20 protein-coding genes are annotated in these 18,065 nt (G+C 64.2%); 7 read left to right on the top strand and 13 right to left on the bottom strand.

Going from position 1 to position 18,065, the window contains the following annotated elements:
- Positions 1-24 precede the first annotated feature (24 nt).
- The 4 genes from NKJ18_RS30845 to NKJ18_RS30830 are packed head-to-tail and all read left to right on the top strand — an operon-like array spanning position 25 to position 5,722.
- A complete protein-coding gene (locus NKJ18_RS30845; protein ID WP_352761300.1) occupies positions 25-1,833 on the top strand; it encodes a glycerol-3-phosphate dehydrogenase/oxidase in 1,809 nt (602 codons plus the stop codon).
- The gene (locus NKJ18_RS30840; RefSeq protein ID WP_352761298.1) at positions 1,745-2,587 is read left to right on the top strand and encodes a class I fructose-bisphosphate aldolase; all 843 of its coding nucleotides are present in this window, start codon (positions 1,745-1,747) and stop codon (positions 2,585-2,587) included. The genes NKJ18_RS30845 and NKJ18_RS30840 overlap by 89 nt, the downstream gene beginning before the upstream one ends.
- The gene (locus tag NKJ18_RS30835) at positions 2,580-4,118 is read left to right on the top strand and encodes an FGGY-family carbohydrate kinase (protein ID WP_352761296.1); all 1,539 of its coding nucleotides are present in this window, start codon (positions 2,580-2,582) and stop codon (positions 4,116-4,118) included. The genes NKJ18_RS30840 and NKJ18_RS30835 overlap by 8 nt, the downstream gene beginning before the upstream one ends.
- Complete coding sequence (locus tag NKJ18_RS30830) at positions 4,115-5,722, top strand: GMC family oxidoreductase (protein WP_023747371.1); 1,608 nt, start codon at positions 4,115-4,117, stop codon at positions 5,720-5,722. Before NKJ18_RS30835 ends, NKJ18_RS30830 begins: the two co-directional genes overlap by 4 nt.
- A gap of 12 nt (positions 5,723-5,734) precedes the next feature.
- Here NKJ18_RS30830 and NKJ18_RS30825 read toward each other — a convergent pair whose 3' ends face one another.
- Together NKJ18_RS30825 and NKJ18_RS30820 are read right to left on the bottom strand one after the other, a co-directional pair.
- Complete coding sequence (locus tag NKJ18_RS30825) at positions 5,735-6,091, bottom strand: YciI family protein (protein WP_023698373.1); 357 nt, start codon at positions 6,089-6,091, stop codon at positions 5,735-5,737.
- A complete protein-coding gene (locus NKJ18_RS30820; protein ID WP_352761294.1) occupies positions 6,088-6,303 on the bottom strand; it encodes a hypothetical protein in 216 nt (71 codons plus the stop codon). The genes NKJ18_RS30825 and NKJ18_RS30820 overlap by 4 nt, the downstream gene beginning before the upstream one ends.
- Positions 6,304-6,522: 219 nt before the next feature.
- On the opposite strand from NKJ18_RS30820, the gene NKJ18_RS30815 reads away from it, so the two are divergent.
- Entirely contained in the window at positions 6,523-6,948 is a 426-nt protein-coding gene (locus NKJ18_RS30815; protein ID WP_023670508.1) for an OsmC family protein, read from the top strand.
- A gap of 205 nt (positions 6,949-7,153) precedes the next feature.
- Here the strand turns inward: NKJ18_RS30815 and NKJ18_RS30810 are convergent, their stop codons facing one another.
- The 6 genes from NKJ18_RS30810 to NKJ18_RS30785 form a co-directional block, all read right to left on the bottom strand.
- On the bottom strand, positions 7,154-7,786 hold the full coding sequence (locus tag NKJ18_RS30810; protein ID WP_352761292.1) for a YceH family protein: 633 nt from the start codon (positions 7,784-7,786) through the stop codon (positions 7,154-7,156).
- A 241-nt stretch (positions 7,787-8,027) separates the two neighbouring features.
- Positions 8,028-8,807 carry a succinate dehydrogenase iron-sulfur subunit gene (locus NKJ18_RS30805; RefSeq protein ID WP_023670510.1) on the bottom strand — a complete coding sequence of 260 codons (780 nt, stop codon included), beginning with the start codon at positions 8,805-8,807 and terminating at the stop codon, positions 8,028-8,030.
- Positions 8,808-8,847: 40 nt separating this feature from the next.
- Positions 8,848-10,677, bottom strand: coding sequence for a succinate dehydrogenase flavoprotein subunit (sdhA, locus tag NKJ18_RS30800; protein WP_352761290.1), 1,830 nt, complete (start codon positions 10,675-10,677; stop codon positions 8,848-8,850).
- Position 10,678: 1 nt separating this feature from the next.
- On the bottom strand, positions 10,679-11,077 hold the full coding sequence (gene sdhD / locus NKJ18_RS30795) for a succinate dehydrogenase, hydrophobic membrane anchor protein (RefSeq protein ID WP_023683885.1): 399 nt from the start codon (positions 11,075-11,077) through the stop codon (positions 10,679-10,681).
- Entirely contained in the window at positions 11,077-11,496 is a 420-nt protein-coding gene (gene sdhC / locus NKJ18_RS30790; RefSeq protein ID WP_023683884.1) for a succinate dehydrogenase, cytochrome b556 subunit, read from the bottom strand. The genes sdhD and sdhC overlap by 1 nt, the downstream gene beginning before the upstream one ends.
- A gap of 240 nt (positions 11,497-11,736) precedes the next feature.
- Positions 11,737-12,207: a hypothetical protein gene (locus NKJ18_RS30785; RefSeq protein WP_023709350.1), complete on the bottom strand. Its 471-nt coding sequence runs from the start codon at positions 12,205-12,207 to the stop codon at positions 11,737-11,739.
- A gap of 252 nt (positions 12,208-12,459) precedes the next feature.
- Here NKJ18_RS30785 and NKJ18_RS30780 point away from each other — a divergent pair, with 252 nt between their 5' ends.
- Positions 12,460-12,831, top strand: coding sequence for a hypothetical protein (locus NKJ18_RS30780; RefSeq protein ID WP_023687709.1), 372 nt, complete (start codon positions 12,460-12,462; stop codon positions 12,829-12,831).
- Between the two features lie 37 nt (positions 12,832-12,868).
- On the opposite strand, the gene NKJ18_RS30775 is transcribed toward NKJ18_RS30780, so the two are convergent.
- On the bottom strand, positions 12,869-14,065 hold the full coding sequence (locus NKJ18_RS30775) for a GGDEF domain-containing protein (protein WP_352761288.1): 1,197 nt from the start codon (positions 14,063-14,065) through the stop codon (positions 12,869-12,871).
- 163 nt (positions 14,066-14,228) lie between these two features.
- On the opposite strand from NKJ18_RS30775, the gene NKJ18_RS30770 reads away from it, so the two are divergent.
- Entirely contained in the window at positions 14,229-14,540 is a 312-nt protein-coding gene (locus NKJ18_RS30770) for a hypothetical protein (RefSeq protein ID WP_023670517.1), read from the top strand.
- Positions 14,541-14,646: 106 nt separating this feature from the next.
- Here the strand turns inward: NKJ18_RS30770 and leuC are convergent, their stop codons facing one another.
- The 4 genes from leuC to NKJ18_RS30750 form a co-directional block, all read right to left on the bottom strand.
- On the bottom strand, positions 14,647-16,056 hold the full coding sequence (gene leuC / locus NKJ18_RS30765) for a 3-isopropylmalate dehydratase large subunit (RefSeq protein ID WP_023670518.1): 1,410 nt from the start codon (positions 16,054-16,056) through the stop codon (positions 14,647-14,649).
- Between the two features lie 72 nt (positions 16,057-16,128).
- Positions 16,129-16,338 (bottom strand): hypothetical protein, encoded by a 210-nt coding sequence (locus NKJ18_RS30760; protein ID WP_032996200.1) that lies wholly within the window; start codon positions 16,336-16,338, stop codon positions 16,129-16,131.
- Positions 16,335-16,970, bottom strand: coding sequence for a class I SAM-dependent DNA methyltransferase (locus NKJ18_RS30755; protein ID WP_023710215.1), 636 nt, complete (start codon positions 16,968-16,970; stop codon positions 16,335-16,337). The genes NKJ18_RS30760 and NKJ18_RS30755 overlap by 4 nt, the downstream gene beginning before the upstream one ends.
- 58 nt (positions 16,971-17,028) lie before the next feature.
- The gene (locus NKJ18_RS30750; RefSeq protein ID WP_352748112.1) at positions 17,029-17,844 is read right to left on the bottom strand and encodes an amino acid ABC transporter permease; all 816 of its coding nucleotides are present in this window, start codon (positions 17,842-17,844) and stop codon (positions 17,029-17,031) included.
- Positions 17,845-18,065: the final 221 nt, after the last annotated feature.

The following is an 18,065-nucleotide window of genomic DNA, read 5'->3' as shown; positions in this document are numbered from 1 at the left end:
GGCCAAACCTTGCCCGGCAAAGCCATGCCTGATCAGAGAACCGTCATCCTCGACCAGATCCGCCGCGACGGCGCGTTCGATGTCGTCGTCATGGGCGGCGGCATCAACGGCATCGGCGTGTTCCGCGAACTGGCGCTGCAGGGTCTGAGGGTGCTCTTAGTCGAACGCAATGATTTCTGTTCGGGCTGCAGTGCCGCCCCTTCGCGCATGATCCATGGCGGCCTGCGCTATCTCGAGAATGGCGAGTTCGGCCTGGTGCAGGAATCGCTGCGCGAACGCGACGCGCTGCTGGCCAATGCGCCGCATATGGTGCGGCCGCTGCCGACGACAATTCCGATCCGCTCCGTCTTCTCCGGGCTGATGAACGGCGCGGCAGGCTTTCTCGGGCTTTCGGAAACGCCTTCCAGCCGCGGCGCGCTGGCGATCAAGGCAGGCCTCGCGCTCTACGACTGGACGACGCGCAAGCGCCGGGTGCTGCCGCGCCACAGTTTCCGTGGCGCCAGGGCGACCTTCGCGCAATGGCCGGCGCTCGATCCCAAACTGCGCTTTTCCGCCACTTATTACGACGCCTGGATCAGCTACCCCGAACGGCTCGGCATCGAATTGCTGCTCGATACCGCACGCTTGGCGCCCGACAGCCTCGCGCTGAACCGCGCCGAGATTGCGCGCGCGGGCTCCTCCTTCGAGCTCACCGATACGGTGGGTGGTGAAGGCTTCACCGTGACCGCCAAGGCGATCGTCAATGCGACCGGCGCATGGCTGGATTCGGCGATCGCCCGGCTCGACGCCTCCGACAGGCCTGCGGCGCCCCTGGTCGAGGGCACCAAGGGCTCGCACCTCATCCTCGACAACGAGCCGCTCCACCGTGCGCTCGGCGGTCACATGATTTTCTTCGAGAATGCCGACGGTCGCGTCTGCATCATGTTTCCCTATCTCGGCAAGGTGCTGGTCGGCTCGACGGATATCCGCGTCAGCGAAGCCGGGCGCGTGCGCTGCGAACCGGCCGAGACCGACTACATATTGGCGGCGGCGCGGTTGGTATTCCCGTCCATTCCGGTCCGTGCCGCCGACGTCGTCTTCACCTATAGTGGCATCCGGCCGCTGCCGAAGAGCGACCATGCCTTCACCGGCAGGATATCGCGCGGCCATTCCGTGCATCGCATAGCCGGCGGCATCCCGCAGTTCTGCATGATCGGCGGCAAGTGGACGACCTTCCGCGCCTTCGCCGAACAGGCGGCCGACGAAGTGCTGGCCGAGCTTGGCCGCGAGCGCATTCGCGGCACGCTGGCGCTGCCGATCGGCGGCGGCCTCGGTTTCCCCGCAGATCCGGCATCGATGGCAGCCGATCTCGCCGGTGAGTTCGCGATCAGTACCGACCGCGCCGCGTATCTCGTCGATCGCTACGGCAGCGGCGCGCGCGACATCATCCTGTTCTGCCTCGGACGTCCCGACGATATCAGGCTCGACGACAGGACCGAAACCACGACGGCCGAGATCGTCTATCTCGCCCGGCATGAGTTCGTGACCTGCCTCTCGGATGTTGTCTTGCGCCGCACGTCGCTTGCCATTGCCGGCGACATCTCGACGGTATCAATCGAGCGCATCGCCGATGTACTGGCCGCCGAACGCGGCTGGAGCGATCCGTACCGCGACGAGGAGATAAAAAGTCTCATCGCCGAACTCGACACCTATCACGGCGTCTCGCAAGAGATGCTCGACCAACGCACGATCCCAGGAGCAGAACATGAAAGTCAGCACCAAAGCCCGGATGAACCGGATGTTCACCAACGGCAATTGTCTCGACGTGGCGCTCGATCACGGCGTCTGCAATGAACCGGGGTTTCTCATCGGCCTGGAGGACATGCCACGTGTCATCGACACGCTGATCGCGGCAGGGCCCGATGCGCTGCAGCTCGCCTATGGCCAGGCCGATCTGCTGCAATCGCGGCCGGACAAGGACAAGCCGGCGCTGGTCATGCGCATCGACATGGGCAACCCCTACAATGCACAGCGCCACCGGGTGATGTGGTCGATGCTGCAGAATTATGACGAGCCGATCATCGGCGCGCTGGAGATGGATGCGGCCTGCGTCGTCGTCAATCTGTTCATGCTGCCCGACGAGCCGGAACTGTTTCGCCAATGCGTCGAAAACATCGCCAAGGTCCGCGCCGCCTGCCAGCGATACGGCATGCCCTTGATGATCGAGCCGCTGGTTATGCTGCCCAACGATATCAGAGGCGGCTATCAGGTCGACGGCGATGCGGAAAAGATCGTGACGCTGGTGCGGCTCGCCGCCGAAATGGGCGCCGACATCATCAAGGCCGACCCGACCGAGCACGCGGAAGATTTCCACCCCGTCGTCGAGGCGGCACGCGTGCCGGTGCTGGTGCGTGGCGGCGGCAAGGACGATCTCAAGACGGTGCTGGCAAAATCGTCAGCCCTGCTCAGACAAGGCGCCAAGGGGCTGGTCTATGGCCGCAACATCTATCAGCATGCCAATCCGAAGGCGGTAGTGAGTGCGTTGATGGCGATGATCCACAACGACGCCGGCGGCGAAGAGGCTTGGGACATCTACAACAATGGCTGATCAAGCCGCCTATCTGCTCGGCCTCGACGCCGGCAACACCATCATCAAGGCGGTGCTGTTCGATCATACGGGACGGCAGCTCGCCATGCATGCGGTCGCCGGCCGTTCGCACACGCCGCAGCCGGGCTATGTCGAGCGCGACCTCGGCGGCATGTGGGCCGCTGCGCGCGACGCCATACGCGCCTGCATTGCGCAGGCCGGCATCGATGCCCGCGAGATCGCCGCCGTCGGCTGCGCCGGCCATGGCAACGGCCTTTATCTGGTCGACCGTGCCGGCGAACCGCTGATCGGCATCCAGTCGCTCGACACCCGCGCCGCCGGCATGGCGGCGTCCCTGGCGTCGCGCAATGCCGAGGCACTGCACGCCATCTGCCTGCAAAAGCCGTGGCCGGCGCAGACGCCGACCTTGCTGGCCTGGGTCAAGCAGCATGCGCCCGACCTTTATGCCGCAACCGGCACGGCGATGCTGTGCAAGGATTTCATCACTTTCCGCTTGACGGGCGAGCGTGTCAGCGATGTCTCCGACATGTCCGGCTGCGGCCTCGTCCGCATGCCCGAAGGCGTCTATGATTCCGAGCTTCTCGCGCTCTACGGCATTGAGGATGCGCAGGCCAAACTGCCTCGATTGCTCGACAGCGCCGACATCGCCGGCGCGGTCACCGCGCAAGCGGCTGAAGAGACCGGACTGGCGGAAGGCATGCCGGTCATCGCAGGCTATTTCGACGTCGTCGCCAGCGCCATGGGGGCGGGCGTCGTGCGCCCCGGCGAAGCCTCTGTTATCGCCGGCACCTGGTCGGTCAATCAGGTCTTCTCCACTACGCCGGTTGGCGACCCAGATGTTTTCATGGTGGCGCGCTTCGGCCCCAGCCGTTTCGTCAATATCGAATCCAGCGCTACATCGGCCGCCAATCTCGAATGGTATGTGCGCGAATTCGTCGAGCGCGGTGCCCATCATGACGATCCGTTCGGCCACTGCAACGCGGCTGTCGGCGCGGTGACGCCGGCCTGGGACGATCCGATTTTCCACCCGTTTCTCTACGGCTCCGGGCAAGGGGCGGAGTTTCGCGCCGGCTTCTACGGCCTCGCCGGCTGGCACGGGGAAGGCCATTTGTTGCGCGCATTGTTCGAGGGCGTGATGTTCGAGCACCGGCGCCACATCGAAGTCTTGAAAAAAGCCGGCGTCGGCTTCGAAAGAGCCGTGCTATCCGGCGGCGGCTCGCGCAGCGAGCACTGGCCGCAAATCTTCGCCGACGGGCTTGGGGTGCCGATCACCGTGCCTGAGGCGCGCGAGACCGGCGCGCTTGGCGCGGCAATCGGCGCCGGGGTCGCGGCCGGCCTGTTCGCCGACTATGAGGCCGGCGTCGACGCCATGACCCGGTCAAGCGCCGCCTATCGTCCGAACCCGGCCATGCAGGACCATTACAACAGGCGTTATCGCGCCTATTGCGGCCTTGCCGATACGCTGCGATCGTTCTGGGCCGAACAGGCGGCAGAACCGAGTAGAACACCGCCGAGTAAACCACCGCAATGACCCAACGGCTCGATGGCGACTACGACTACATCATCGTCGGCGCAGGCACCGCCGGCTGCGTGCTGGCCAATCGCCTGAGCGAAAACCCGGCGACGCGCGTGCTGCTGCTCGAGGCCGGCGGCAGCGACAATTATCACTGGGTGCATATCCCGGTCGGCTATCTCTATTGCATCGGCAATCCGCGCACCGACTGGATGATGAAGACTGCCCCCGAAGCCGGCCTGAACGGCCGCTCGCTGGTCTATCCCCGCGGCAAGGTGCTGGGCGGCTGCACCTCGGTCAACGGCATGATCTACATGCGGGGACAGGCGGCGGACTACGATGGCTGGCGGCAGATGGGCAATGTCGGCTGGGGCTGGGACGATGTGCTGCCCTACTTCCTCAAATCCGAGGACCATCATGGCGGCAAGACCGAGCTGCATGGCTCCCGCGGCGAATGGAAAGTGGCGCGGCAACGCCTGTCGTGGCCGATCCTGAACACGGTGCAGGAGGCGGCCAAGGAATTCGGCATCATGCCGCGCGAGGATTTTAACGACGGCGACAATGAGGGGTCCGGCTTCTTCGAAGTCAACCAGAGCAAGGGCGTGCGCTGGAACACAGCCAAGGCATTCTTGCGCCCGGCGCTGCGGCGGCCGAACCTCAGGCTGGTCGTCAACGCGCATGTCGAGACGGTGTTGTTCGAGGGCAAGCGTGCTATCGGCGTTTGTTATCGCGTCGGCGGCCAAACCATCGAGGCAAAGGCCAGGAGCGAGGTGCTGCTGACCGCCGGCTCGATCAACACGCCGAAACTGCTGGAGCTTTCCGGGGTCGGCGAGCCGGATCGCCTCGCCGCGCTCGGCATCGATGTGGTTCACGCCAGCCCCGATGTCGGCGAGAACCTTCAGGACCATCTGCAGATCCGCACTGTCTACAAAGTGTCGTCGGCGCTGACGCTCAACACGCTAGCCAACAGCCTGAGCGGCAAGGCGAAGATCGCGCTGCAATATGCCTTTGGCCGCTCGGGACCGATGTCGATGGCGCCGAGCCAGTTCGGCATGTTCTCGAAATCCGATCCGTCGATGGCGACGCCGGACCTGGAGTACCACGTCCAGCCCTTGTCTACCGACCGGCTGGGCGACCCGCTGCACCCGTTCCCGGCAATCACCATGTCGGTCTGCAATCTGCGGCCCGAGAGCGTCGGCTCGGTGCACGCTACGACGCGCGAGCTGGCCGTGCAGCCGGAGATCCGGCTGAACTACCTCTCTACGGCGCGCGACCGCGAGATCGCGCTGCGTTCGGTGCGCCAGGCGCGCAGCATCATGACCGCCAAGGCTCTTGCCGGCTTCCATCCGGAAGAAATCCTGCCTGGTCTCGCCCACCAGTCGGACGAGGACCTGCTGCACCAGATCGGCTCGATCGCGACGACCATCTTCCACCCGGTCGGCACCTGTAGGATGGGTGTCGACGGCCGCGCCGTCGTCAGCCCGGACCTGCGCGTGACCGGTATCGAGGGGCTGCGGATCATCGACGCGTCGATCATGCCGCGCATCGTCTCCGGCAACACCGCCTCGCCAGTGGTGATGATCGCCGAGAAGGCGGCGGATATGATCCGCCGGCCTGCATGACGTCGCCGCCGCCTATGACCCCGGCACGTCGTAGATCGCCCTGACTTCGACGGTGCCGATTTCAGCCAGCGGAATTTTGCCGGCGATCTCCAGCGCCTTGTCGAGAGTGTCGGCTTCGATCATGACGAAACCAAGCAACTGCTCCTTGGTTTCGGCAAACGGACCGTCAGTGATCAGCCGCTTGCCTTGGCGCCGCCGCACCGTCTTCGACGTCTTCACCGATTGCAGCGCCTGCGCGATGATCAGCTTGCCTTGCTGGTCCAATGACCGGTCATAGGCCATCGAATCGGCGTCGAGCTTGGCCAGACGCTCAGGCGTCATGGCATGGAGGTCCTTTTCCTCGCCGTAGACCAGACAGACATATTTCATTTCCAGCTCCGTTGCTGTGACGAACCATAGGTGATCACGGCGCCGGCGGCATCCTTGCCGGCAGCAGCGTGGTCGAGCACGCAGACCGCAATGCCGATCACGGCGACCGCAGCAAGCAGCCGGCCGAAGCCGGAAGGTCGCGAGCACTCGATCTCGTGTAGACGCGCGCTTTTGTCGGCGTCGTTCCAATGGGCAGAAAACAGATTGTTCATCTTGGATCTCCATCCGCCACGAGAATCCGTGGACGCTCGCAGGACGGCCGGCGCCGATGCAAGTCGACATTTTTGCACGCACATTTTTTCAGAAAAATTTGCAGGGCACGCCGGCGTCGCATCCGGCCGAAACAGCGCGGTGGTCTTCCCCTGCCGCCGCGCTATAGTTGGAGGGAACGCCGCGTGGCCGGCGCTGTCGCTGTAATCAAGGAGAATTCTATGGACCGTACCGCAAACGCCGTCTGGAAAGGCAATCTGAAGGAGGGCACGGGCACGCTCGACAGCCAGAGCGGCACCTTGAAGGGCACGCCCTATTCGTTCAAGGCTCGCTTCGAGGACGAGAGCGGCAAATCCGGCACCAATCCCGAAGAGTTGATCGCGGCGGCACACGCCGGATGCTACGCCATGCAGCTGTCGCATTTCCTGGCCGAGAACGGCACGCCCGCCACCGAGCTCGACGCCAAGGCGGTGGTGACGCTGGTCCCCGGCACCGGCATCACCGGCAGCGCCATCACCCTGATCGGCAAGGTACCGGGCATCGATGCGGCGAAGTTCAAGGAATTGGCCGAGAAGGCCAAGGCCGAATGCCCGGTTTCGAAGGCGCTCGGCGCCATCAAAGTGTCGCTCGACGCGAAACTGGGGTGATCCGCCGATTTTGCCCGGGGTAGCGATTCTTCGCGCCCCCCTCTGCCCTGCCGGGCATCTCCCGGGGAAATTGGAAGCTCGGTAGCTGGCACTCTTCTTTCGACGTTCGTAATTGGCGAAGGCCGGCGTGACATCTGATCTCCCCACTTGAGGGGGAGATGGCCGGCAGGCCAGAGGGGGTGCTGTCCCGCCGACGTCTCGGATACTATTGGGCGCCCAGCGCATCAAGCCGGGCGCGAAGGGCTACGACTTCCTGCTCCAGAGCCTCCAATCTCGCTTCCAGGTCGGAAGCAGGCAAGGCCGGCGCGCTCCGCTGCACCGATAACGCCGCGACGTCCACCGGTCCTGCGAGCAGATGCACGTAGCGGTCCTCGCGCTGGCCTGGCCCGCGCGGTATTTCCTGGATCAGCGGCGGTCGGCGGCCGATCAGCATGTCGAGTTCAGCGCGCAGGTCTTCGATCGACGAAAACCGCGCCATGCGCTCAGCTCGCGCCAGCAACTCATGCGCCGTCTGCGGCCCGCGCAGCAAAAGCAGGCCGATCACCGCAGTCTGCGGCCTCGTCAGCGAGAAGCGCTGCGCCATCTGATGCTCATAGCGCTCGACGCGCGAGCCGAACATCTGACGCACCAGCCCCTTCTGCTCGAGCAGCTTCAGCGTCCGATGCACCTCTGTCGGCTCGAGCGCCATCACAGGCTCGCGCGCCGTCTTCTGGTTGGCGGCTGCAAGTGCTGCATTCAGCGTCAGCGGATAGACATCCGGCGTCAGCTCCTTCTTCTCGATCAGGCAGCCGAGCACACGGACTTCGACCGGATTAAGGATCGGAAGCTCTTCGCTCATTGGGTTGAGTATCCTTTCTAGCGCCGGCGAGACAGCGCCCACCTCTCTGTCCTACCGGATATCTCCCCACGCGGGGGGAGATCGGCAGCTTCGCCGACAGCGCGCCATCCTTCAACCTTGGAGATTGGCGAAAGCCGCGATGACGGCCAATCTCCCCACCCGTGGGGGAGATGTCCGGCAGGACAGAGGGGCGCGCGAAGGATTGCCGCGTTCGAGATTGCCGCGAGCGAACTCGCCTCAACTAAACCCGCCGCTCCACCATCATCTTCTTGATCTCGGCAATCGCCTTGGCCGGGTTGAGCCCCTTCGGGCAGGTCTGGGCGCAGTTCATGATGGTGTGGCAGCGGTAGAGCCGGAACGGGTCTTCGAGATCGTCGAGCCGTTCGCCCGTGGCTTCGTCGCGGCTGTCGATCAGCCAGCGATAGGCCTGCAGCAACGTCGCCGGGCCGAGATAGCGGTCGCCGTTCCACCAATAGCTCGGGCACGAGGTCGAGCAGCAGGCGCACAGGATGCACTCGTAGAGCCCGTCGAGCTTTTCGCGATCCTCATGGCTCTGCAGCCATTCCTTGGCCGGCTCTGGCGACACTGTCTTCAGCCATGGCTGGATCGAGGCGTGCTGGGCGTAGAAATTGGTGAGGTCGGGCACCAGATCCTTGACCACCTGCATATGCGGCAGCGGGTAGACCTTGACGGCGCCGGAAATGTCGTCGCAGCCCTTGGTGCAGGCCAGCGTGTTGGAGCCATCGATGTTCATGGCGCAGGAGCCGCAAATGCCTTCGCGGCATGAGCGGCGCAAGGCAAGCGTCGGATCGATCTTGTTCTTGATCCAGAGCAGCGCATCGAGCACCATCGGCCCACAATCGTCCATGTCGACGAAATAGGTGTCGATGCGCGGGTTCTCGTCATCGTCGGGCGACCAGCGGTAGATGCGGTATTCCCGCAGGTTGGTGGCGCCCTCCGGCTTCGGCCAGGTCTTGCCCGGCTGCACCTTGGAGTTCTTGGGAAGCGTGAGTTCGACCATTACCTCAGGTCCTTTCGGATGACGAGCTTCGGCACCATGGTCAGTACACCCTGGCCTTGGGCGCGATCTTGGCGAGGCTGATGCCGCCGTCCTTTTCCGCCACCAACGGTTCGGTGTGCACCGGACGATAGCTGAGGCTCACCTGGCCGTCCTCGCTTAGCCGGGCCAGCGTATGCTTGCGCCAGATAGTGTCGTCGCGGGCCGAGAAATCTTCGCGCGCATGCGCGCCGCGGCTCTCCTTGCGCGCCTCGGCGCCGTAGACCGTGGTGATGGCGTTGGCCATCAGATTTTCCAGCTCCAGCGTCTCGACCAGATCGGAATTCCAGATCATCGAACGGTCGGAGACTTTCAGGTCCTTGAGCTCGGTCCATATCTGCGAAATGCGCTTGCAGCCGTTTTCGAGTGACTCCTGTGTGCGGAACACGGCCGCGTCTTCCTGCATCGCCTTCTGCATTTTCTCACGCAGAACGGCGGTTGGCGTCGACCCATTGGCGTGGCGCAGCCGGTCGAAGCGATCCATGATCTTTTCGACCGAGGCTTCGTTGGGCGAAGGGATCGCCGAATTACGGTCGATGACCTGGCCGGCGCGGATTGCGGCGGCGCGGCCGAACACCACCAGATCGATCAACGAGTTCGAGCCCAGCCGGTTGGCGCCGTGCACGGAGGCACAGCCGGCCTCGCCGACCGCCATCAGCCCGGGTGACACCCGGTCAGGATTCTCGACCGTCGGGTTCAGCACCTCGCCCCAGTAATTGGTCGGCACGCCGCCCATATTGTAGTGCACCGTCGGCAGCACCGGGATCGGCTCCTTGGTCAGGTCGACGCCGGCGAAAATCCTGGCCGATTCCGAAATGCCCGGCAGCCGCTCATGCAGCACGGCCGGATCGAGATGATCGAGATGCAGGAAAATATGGTCCTTGTTCTTGCCGACCCCGCGGCCTTCGCGGATCTCCAGCGTCATGCAACGCGAGACGACGTCGCGCGAGGCCAGGTCCTTGGCCGACGGCGCGTAGCGTTCCATGAAGCGCTCGCCCTCGGAATTGACGAGATAGCCGCCCTCGCCGCGCGCGCCTTCGGTGATCAGGCAGCCGGCGCCATAGATGCCGGTCGGATGAAACTGCACGAACTCCATATCCTGCAGCGGGAAGCCGGCCCGTGCCGCCATGCCGCCGCCGTCGCCTGTACAGGTGTGCGCCGACGTCGCCGAGAAATAGGCGCGGCCATATCCGCCGGTCGCCAGCACCACCATCTTGGCGGAGAAGCGATGGATGGTGCCGTCGTCGAGGTTCCAGGCGACGACGCCGGTGCAGGTGCCGTCCGGTTCCATGATCAGGTCGAGCGCAAAATACTCGATGAAGAACTGTGCATTGTTCTTCAGCGACTGGCCGTAGAGCGTGTGCAGGATGGCGTGACCGGTGCGGTCGGCGGCAGCACAGGTGCGCTGCACCGGCGGGCCGTCGCCATAATTCATCATGTGTCCGCCGAACGGCCGCTGGTAGATCTTGCCCTCTTCGGTGCGCGAGAACGGCACGCCGTAATGCTCGAGCTCGTAGACCGCCGCCGGTGCCTCGCGCACCAGATATTCCATGGCGTCGACGTCGCCCAGCCAGTCCGAACCCTTGACGGTGTCGTACATGTGCCACTGCCAGGAGTCCGGACCCATGTTGGACAGCGACGCGGCAATGCCGCCTTGTGCCGCCACCGTGTGCGAGCGGGTCGGGAACACTTTGGTGATGCAGGCCGTGCGCAGGCCCTGCTCGGCCATGCCGAGCGTGGCGCGCAGGCCGGCGCCGCCGGCGCCGACGACCACCACGTCGAACTTGTGGTCGACAAAGGTATAGCCGGTGGCCGATTTCGCGTCCTTGGCCAAATCAGCCTCCGAATGCCAGTTTGAGCAGGGCGAAGATCGAGGCGACGCCGACCGCTATGGTGAAAAACGTGCTGAGTGCGATCAGCGCCAGCTTCATGCCTTCGGCATGCACGTAATCCTCGATAATGACCTGCATGCCGACACGCATATGGGTGAGACCGGAAACGAGCACCAGCGCCAACACCAGCGCCACGAACGGACTGGCGAGCGCCGCCCGCACCTCGGCGAAGCCGGCGCCATTGAGCGCGATCAGGAACCCGACGAAGAACAGTATCAGCGGGATGTTGGCAATGGCCGTCAGCCGCTGTCGCCAGAAATGCCCGGTGCCTTCGCGGGCCGAGCCCAGACCGCGGACCTTGGCCAGCGGCGTGCGCATATCGTTGTTGTTCGTGCCGCTCATCACAAGGTTCCCCGCGCCATGTAGCCGGCGACCCAGATCAGCAGCGTGAGCAGGATGGAACCGGCGAGCGTCGCCCAGGCGATCTTCGATGCCGTGTGTTTCTCCAGCCCGGCGCCGGTGTCCCAGACGAGATGGCGCACGCCGCCCAGCATGTGGTGCATCAGCGCCCAGGTGTAGCCGAACAGGATGAGCCGGCCGAGCCAGGTGCCGAAGGCCCAGTTGATCCAATCGAAAGCGCCTTGCGAACTCGCCGCCGCCATCAGCCACGCGGCGACCAGCAGCGTGCCGAAATACAGCGCCCCGCCAGTGATGCGGTGAATGATCGACATCGTCATGGTGATCGGTGGGCGGTAAATCGTCAGGTGCGGCGAGAGCGGCCGTTCACGTCTGGCGGTTCGGGTGGCTGGTGATTTGCTCATGGCTGCCCCAGTTCGATGTCCGGAGCCGCGGTGGAAAGCGGCACTTACCGCCTCGATATATGACTTCAGACAGCCGGTTTCTAATGCTCTTTTTGCACCGCGTCAAAGCCGGAAAATCGTTTTGAAAACGTCATTTAGTCTGACAAAAGGCTGCTGTTTCGCTTCAATCGATTTGGCCACCGTCGAAAGCCGGCGCACCGTTCGCTGCAGTGCGGCATTTCCTTTGCAATCGACGCCAGGCTATCGTTTGCAGGTCTGTGGTGTCGAGCCCCTCTTCATCACCAGCGCCTCGCGCGCGTCGATCACGATTGCGTCATGCGACGCGGCTTCCTGGTAGCGGCTGGACTGGTTGGCGGGTGATGCGGCAAACTCCTCGGTCGTGCCATCGGGCCTGACAACGCGCAACGCCGTGCCGAGGTTCTGGATGGTGATCATGCCGCCATTGCCGCATCTGTAAGTTGCCGTGCCGACAGCAGACCGCGGCGCGGTAAGGTCGGTGACGATCTTGGCTGAAGGTGCGGCAGGCGCTGTCGGAGCCGTTGCGGAAGCCGGGGGCGCCACAGGTGCGGCGGACTGCTGAGCCGGCACGGGCGCGACAGTGGGTGGTACGGTATTCACCGCCGTCGGCGCGCCGTTCTGCGGCACGCAGGCTGCGGCAGTCAGCAAGGGGATCGACAACAGCGTCACCCGAAACGTGCGGCGTAACGCCATATGCTGTCCTCCTGCGCGGCTAACTAGCCGCGATGTTCCACCAAGATCAAGCTCACCCCACGTCAGCGTAGTTGTGTGCGTCGCGGCCGATGGTGCGGGCAAGCATGGCCGAATGATGACGCCCGGGTTTCCATCCCGTCGGATATTAACCATGTTTGGCGAGAGATCGCCGCCGGATGCGCCTGCCCTCTTAACAAAGGTTAAGAACAGGTTAATTTCCGATTCGATCGGGTCCACAGCAGAGAGGACACCATGCTTTCGAATTCAGGAAGAGCGCGCCTTGCGGCGCTTGTGCTGGCGACAGCCAGTCTCGGCTTCGCCGCCCCGGCAATGGCCTGGTCGCGCCATCATGACCGCGTCTATGCCGATTCCCTGGGCAATCTCGTCATCGACAGCGCCGCCGGCTACAAGCGCATCATTGTCGGCCAAGGCAGGCTGGCCAAGAAATTGTCCGACTACACCAGCGCCGGGCAGCCGGAAGCGGAACCGGAAGTCCTTTATGAAGACGAGGCGGATCACATCTCCAGGCGTGGCTGCTACCAGCCGCCGGTGTTCGTGAAGGGCCGCTCCTATATGTACGGCCTCTCCGATGGCGAAATGCCCAACCTCAGCCCTTGCCGCTGATGATCCGGCACGGCCGAGAGGCCGTTTAAGCGAGACGCTAACCGACGCTGCCTGTATCCGGGATGAACACCGTTTCCGCCCGCTCATAGGACAATCGCACACTGTCGCGGCCGTTCTTCTTGGCCTTGTAGAGCGCTTCGTCGGCGCGCCGCATCAGCGGCTCCAGCCCTTCGTCGCCGGTGCGCGCCGCGACGCCGAAGCTCGCGGTCACCCTGGTGCCCGGCGGCAACCCGTCGACACTGCCGGCCGAATAGTGCGTGCGCACGGCTTCGGCAAACAGCCGCGCCGTGGCAAGATCGCTCAGCGACAGAAGCACAGCGAACTCCTCGCCGCCGATGCGGCCGGCAACCGCACGCGTGCCGGCGGCCGCGCGAAGCTTGGCGGCGAAGTCGGCGATCACCTGGTCGCCCGCGGCATGTCCGTATTTGTCGTTGAGCGCCTTGAAGTGATCGAGATCGGCCAGCACCAGCGCGACCGGCACCTTGGTAACAGCGCAATGCTGCAGCACCAGCAAGGCGCGCTCCTCGAAACCCCTGCGGTTGAGCAGGCCAGACAGCGGATCGGTGTGCGTCTCGGTCTTCAGCGCCTTCATCACGTCGAGCGCAGATGCCGAGAACAGGCAGAGCGCGATCAGCAACGACAGCAGCGCGTGCGTCAAAAGCGCCGTCGTCCAGTAGGACGAGCCATAAAACCCGTCATAGCTGGTGAACGGCCCGTGCGAGATGACGACGAGCAGCGTGCGGCCGATGAAGTTCAGCCCGGACAGCAGCGACAGTACGAACAGGATTTTTTCCGTCGGGCCGTTCTTGCGCACGGCGCGCAGCTCGGCGGCGACCAGCAGGCTGAGGCCGCCAAAGCCGAAATTGATCGACAGGATGCGCCAAGTTAAGTCCGGCTGGACGAACAGGAACCAGCAGAATGCGACCATCCCGCCACCCGCCAGAATGCCGATCGCGATATAGGGCACGCGCCTGCCGTAGCGCGAGATGATCGCACCGACGAGGCAGCAAGCGGCGAGCGTGAAGCAGAGGTTGGAGACCAGCTTGGTCAGCACCATGCCGCCGGGCAGCGTGAAATACTGCAGCAGGAAGCCGGGCGCGGACACGCAATAGCTCGTGCCGAGCACAGCCAGATAGGGCCGGTGGCGCTGGTAGAACCACAGCACGAGGAACGCCGCGCCGAGCGCCAGCGCGATCGTCGGATTGAGCAGCGCTATGAACAGGCCGGTGTCCAAAGGACGGTGACTTCCCCGCTTGACGTCCGGGAAGACCTTAGAGCGCAAGCCCCAACAAGCGGTTAAGCCGGGACGAATATACAACTCGCCACTCATGAAGCTGGTGCACGGAACCGGGACCTGAGGCCGGCGTTTCCTGACAGCAATCAAGGAGAAGTTGTTCATGGCCGACACGATCACGCTGACCGATCACGAAGCAATTCGCTCATGGGCCGCAGGGCGCGCCGGATTTCCGGCGATTGTCGATGTATCGCCCGAAACCGGAACGCAGCCGTTGCTGAGGCTCGTCTTCGGCCAGCACGCCTATCAGGACCAGGATCAGCCTGAACGCCCGGTCAACGCAGGCGGCTACGAGCTGGTCGAATGGGACGAGTGGTTCAAGATCTTCGACGAGCGCGAACTGGCGCTGGTGGTCGCGGCCGACGAACCCGGCAGCCGGGAGGAATTTCATGAAATCATCCGGCGTGCCGGCTAGGGCATATACCCCAAGGGTCTTAGAGCGGCGCGCTTTAAACAAAACCCCGAACGGTTTGCCGTTCGGGGTTTTGCATACGCTCAGATCAGGCTTGAAACAGTCTGCGCTATTTCCAGTCGCGGATGTCGACGAAATGGCCGGCGATCGCCGCCGCCGCCGCCATCGCCGGCGACACCAGATGGGTGCGGCCCTTGAAGCCTTGCCGGCCCTCGAAATTGCGGTTCGAGGTCGAGGCGCAGCGCTCATGCGGCTTCAGCCGGTCGTCGTTCATGGCCAGGCACATCGAGCAGCCCGGCTCGCGCCAGTCGAAACCGGCGGCAATGAAGATCTTGTCGAGACCCTCGGCCTCCGCCTGTTCCTTGACCAGACCGGAGCCCGGCACGATCATCGCATCGACATGCGCACTCACCGTCTTGCCTTCGACCACCTTGGCCACCGCACGCAGATCCTCGATGCGGCCATTGGTGCAGGAGCCGATGAAGACGCGGTCGAGCGTGATGTCGGTGATCTTCGTGCCCGGCGTCAGCCCCATATAGTCGAGCGCGCGGATCTTTGACGTCCGCTTGTTCTCGTCCGTGATCTCTTCCGGATTGGGAACGACGCCCTGCACCGAAACGACGTCCTCGGGCGAGGAACCCCAGGAGACGATCGGCGGCAGCTTGGCCGCGTCGAGCACGATCACCTTGTCGAAATGCGCGCCCTCGTCGGACTGCAGCGTCTTCCAGTATTCGAGCGCGGCGTCCCACGACGCGCCCTTCGGCGCGCGCGGCTTGCCCTTGACATAGGCGAAGGTGGTTTCGTCGGCCGCGATCAGGCCGGCGCGCGCGCCGCCCTCGATCGACATGTTGCAGATCGTCATGCGGCCTTCCATCGACAGCGCGCGGATCGCCTCACCGGCATATTCGATGACATAGCCGGTGCCGCCGGCGGTGCCGATCTCGCCGATGATGGCGAGGATAATGTCCTTGGCGGTGACGCCTTCCGGCAACTGGCCATCGACACGCACCAGCATGTTCTTGGCCTTGCGCTGGATCAGCGTCTGCGTCGCCAGCACATGCTCGACCTCGGAGGTGCCGATGCCATGCGCCAGTGCGCCGAAGGCGCCATGCGTCGAGGTGTGGCTGTCGCCGCAGACGATCGTCATGCCAGGCAGCGTGAAGCCCTGCTCCGGCCCGATGATGTGGACGATGCCTTGGCGGATATCGTTTTCGGAGTAATATTCGACGCCGAAATCCCTAGCGTTCTTGGCCAAGGCCTCGACCTGGATGCGGCTTTCCTCGTTCTTGATGCCGAATTTGCGCTCGGGCGAGGTCGAGACATTGTGATCGACCACGGCCAGCGTCTTTTCCGGATGCCGGACTTTTCTGCCGGTCATGCGCAGACCTTCGAAGGCCTGCGGGCTGGTCACTTCATGGACGAGATGGCGGTCGATGTAGAGCAGACAGGTGCCATCATCCTGGCGATCGACGACATGGTCGTCGAAAATCTTGTCGTAGAGGGTGCGCGGTGCGCTCATGTGCGTAAATCCGTCGATTTGCAAAAAGGGGAAGGGCAGACGCGCCGAAGCCTTCGGCCCGGCGAAAGCGGCTTAGCTAAGTCGGCTGGTGAGCGCGCCGGAAATGCGCGAAGAGAAACGCGACGGCAGGCGTTTTCGGTCCTGCAGCACGAAACCCTTATAGGCCGGATCGCCAAAAAGCTCTTCCATGGCGTGGCTCATACCAATGTTTTCGGTTTTCGGCAATTGCGGCGTGTTTTCGCTTCTCCCCTTGTGAGAGAAGGCGAAGAGGGCGGCGCTCAAAGCACCTCGAACACAAAAGTCTTTACCAACGCATCCGGCTCGGCGATCGCATAGCAGCGGAACCATGGGCTTTGCTCGACCGGCTGCCATTTCCCGGCCCGTTCCAGCCCGTCGAACACGTCCTGGAAGCCGCCGCTTTCGAAAACCTGGTCGCGCACGGTGAAGATGGCGTGGCCGCCTTTCCTGGTGATGCGGACAAGCTCGTGCAGGCCGGACGCCGGCGCATGGCCGATGGTGAACACGCCAGTCGAGAAGAAGGCGCGGAAATGCCCGTCCGGCCAGGGTAGCGGCCCGCCGAGCATGGCCTGCTTCAGATCGCCATAGGCATTGCGGCTGCCGGCGATCTTCAGCATGTCGTCGGAGAGGTCGAGGCCGGCAATGTCGTGATAACCCAGCGCCTTCAATGACGGGCCTGACAGGCCGGTGCCGCAGCCGGCGTCGAGCAGCGGGCCTTCACCCACCTTCACATGGCGCGCCACCCAGGCGGTGATCAGGAACGGCAGCAGATAGCCGAGCGAAGCGGTCTCGCCGTCATAGGTCGCGGCCCAGTCTGCATAGGCCTTGGCCAGCCCTTCCGGCGTGTCGGCCGAATAGACGGTACCCAGCGCCGCATTGGCCTTGTCGATCGTCATCGCCTGCATCCTCCGGAATCCTGTCCTCCGCGATCGTAGCCGTGCCCGCGTCGGACTTCTATTCCTGCTGCGCCCGCCGCAGTCGTTGCTCCAGCCCCCGCAGCGCCAGCGACAGGCTGACGGTGAGGATGAGATAGATATAGGCGACGATCGAATAGGTCTCGAAGAAGCGGAACGAGCCGGCGGCGTAGATCTTGCCCATCTGCGTGATGTCGGCGACGCCGAGCACCGAGACCAGCGAGGAATCCTTGACCATGGCGACGAAGTCATTGCCGAGCGGCGGCAGGATGGTGCGGATCGCCTGTGGGAAGACGATCAGCCGGAAGCGCTGCGTGCGCGTCAGCCCGAGCGCCTTGGCAGCCTCGATCTGGCCTTTCTCGACCGACTGGATGCCGGCGCGGAAGACCTCGGAGATGAAGGCGGAATAACCGATGGTCAGCGCCATGATTGCACGCCACAACAGCGACACGTCGCGCACCAAAAGCTCGCCGAGATAGCCGGCGTTTTGCAGCGGCGCGGTCAGCGCATTCCACGCAGCCACGAAGGCCGGCGCGCCGGCGAAGGCGATCCAGAACAACAGCACCAGGATCGGCACGCCGCGGATGATCTCGACATAGAAACGAGCGATCTGCCTGAGCCAACGCGACCCCGACAGCCCCATCAGCGCAATGCCGAGCCCGACGGCGGAAGCCAGCGCGAAGGCGACCACGGTGACAAGAATGGTGATGCCGATGCCTTTGGCGACGGTGGCAAAAACCTGGGCGTAGAGATCGCTGGCGGCAATGGAGAGCGCAGCGACGACGGCGAGCGCGATCGCGGCGGCAAGCCACCAGGGGAAATCGGATTTTGGGGTTGAGGCGTGGGGCGTGGCCATCAGGGCGCTTCACCCTCCCCCTTGTGGGGAGGGTCGGCGAACAAGCTTTGCATCGCAAAGCTGGTGAGCCGGGGTGGGGGTGGTGACAAAGCGCCGGCGCTGGCGCGCCCCCCCCCCCCCCCGGGGGGGGGGGGGCCCCCCCCCCCCGCGGGGGGGGGTGGGGGGGGGCGGAGGGGCCCCCCCGGGGGTAGCGGGGCCCCCGTGGTTTGGTGGGGATCCAC

This window comes from Mesorhizobium sp. M0217, assembly GCF_040321955.1.
In the GTDB taxonomy this organism is placed as follows: domain Bacteria; phylum Pseudomonadota; class Alphaproteobacteria; order Rhizobiales; family Rhizobiaceae; genus Mesorhizobium.
Note: the sequence above shows the minus strand (reverse complement) of the source record. Positions and strands in the feature narration are given on the sequence as shown.

What these genes read in the sequence shown, in the direction of transcription:
- NKJ18_RS30845 (WP_352761300.1), top strand. Translation starts at nt 25, where the DNA reads ATGCCTGATCAGAGAACCGTCATCCTCGACCAGATCCGCCGCGACGGC.
- NKJ18_RS30840 (WP_352761298.1), top strand. Translation starts at nt 1,745, where the DNA reads ATGAAAGTCAGCACCAAAGCCCGGATGAACCGGATGTTCACCAACGGC.
- NKJ18_RS30835 (WP_352761296.1), top strand. Translation starts at nt 2,580, where the DNA reads ATGGCTGATCAAGCCGCCTATCTGCTCGGCCTCGACGCCGGCAACACC.
- NKJ18_RS30830 (WP_023747371.1), top strand. Translation starts at nt 4,115, where the DNA reads ATGACCCAACGGCTCGATGGCGACTACGACTACATCATCGTCGGCGCA.
- NKJ18_RS30825 (WP_023698373.1), bottom strand. Translation starts at nt 6,091, where the DNA reads ATGAAATATGTCTGTCTGGTCTACGGCGAGGAAAAGGACCTCCATGCC.
- NKJ18_RS30820 (WP_352761294.1), bottom strand. Translation starts at nt 6,303, where the DNA reads ATGAACAATCTGTTTTCTGCCCATTGGAACGACGCCGACAAAAGCGCG.
- NKJ18_RS30815 (WP_023670508.1), top strand. Translation starts at nt 6,523, where the DNA reads ATGGACCGTACCGCAAACGCCGTCTGGAAAGGCAATCTGAAGGAGGGC.
- NKJ18_RS30810 (WP_352761292.1), bottom strand. Translation starts at nt 7,786, where the DNA reads ATGAGCGAAGAGCTTCCGATCCTTAATCCGGTCGAAGTCCGTGTGCTC.
- NKJ18_RS30805 (WP_023670510.1), bottom strand. Translation starts at nt 8,807, where the DNA reads ATGGTCGAACTCACGCTTCCCAAGAACTCCAAGGTGCAGCCGGGCAAG.
- sdhD (WP_023683885.1), bottom strand. Translation starts at nt 11,077, where the DNA reads ATGAGCGGCACGAACAACAACGATATGCGCACGCCGCTGGCCAAGGTC.
- sdhC (WP_023683884.1), bottom strand. Translation starts at nt 11,496, where the DNA reads ATGAGCAAATCACCAGCCACCCGAACCGCCAGACGTGAACGGCCGCTC.
- NKJ18_RS30785 (WP_023709350.1), bottom strand. Translation starts at nt 12,207, where the DNA reads ATGGCGTTACGCCGCACGTTTCGGGTGACGCTGTTGTCGATCCCCTTG.
- NKJ18_RS30780 (WP_023687709.1), top strand. Translation starts at nt 12,460, where the DNA reads ATGCTTTCGAATTCAGGAAGAGCGCGCCTTGCGGCGCTTGTGCTGGCG.
- NKJ18_RS30770 (WP_023670517.1), top strand. Translation starts at nt 14,229, where the DNA reads ATGGCCGACACGATCACGCTGACCGATCACGAAGCAATTCGCTCATGG.
- leuC (WP_023670518.1), bottom strand. Translation starts at nt 16,056, where the DNA reads ATGAGCGCACCGCGCACCCTCTACGACAAGATTTTCGACGACCATGTC.
- NKJ18_RS30755 (WP_023710215.1), bottom strand. Translation starts at nt 16,970, where the DNA reads ATGACGATCGACAAGGCCAATGCGGCGCTGGGTACCGTCTATTCGGCC.
- NKJ18_RS30750 (WP_352748112.1), bottom strand. Translation starts at nt 17,844, where the DNA reads ATGGCCACGCCCCACGCCTCAACCCCAAAATCCGATTTCCCCTGGTGG.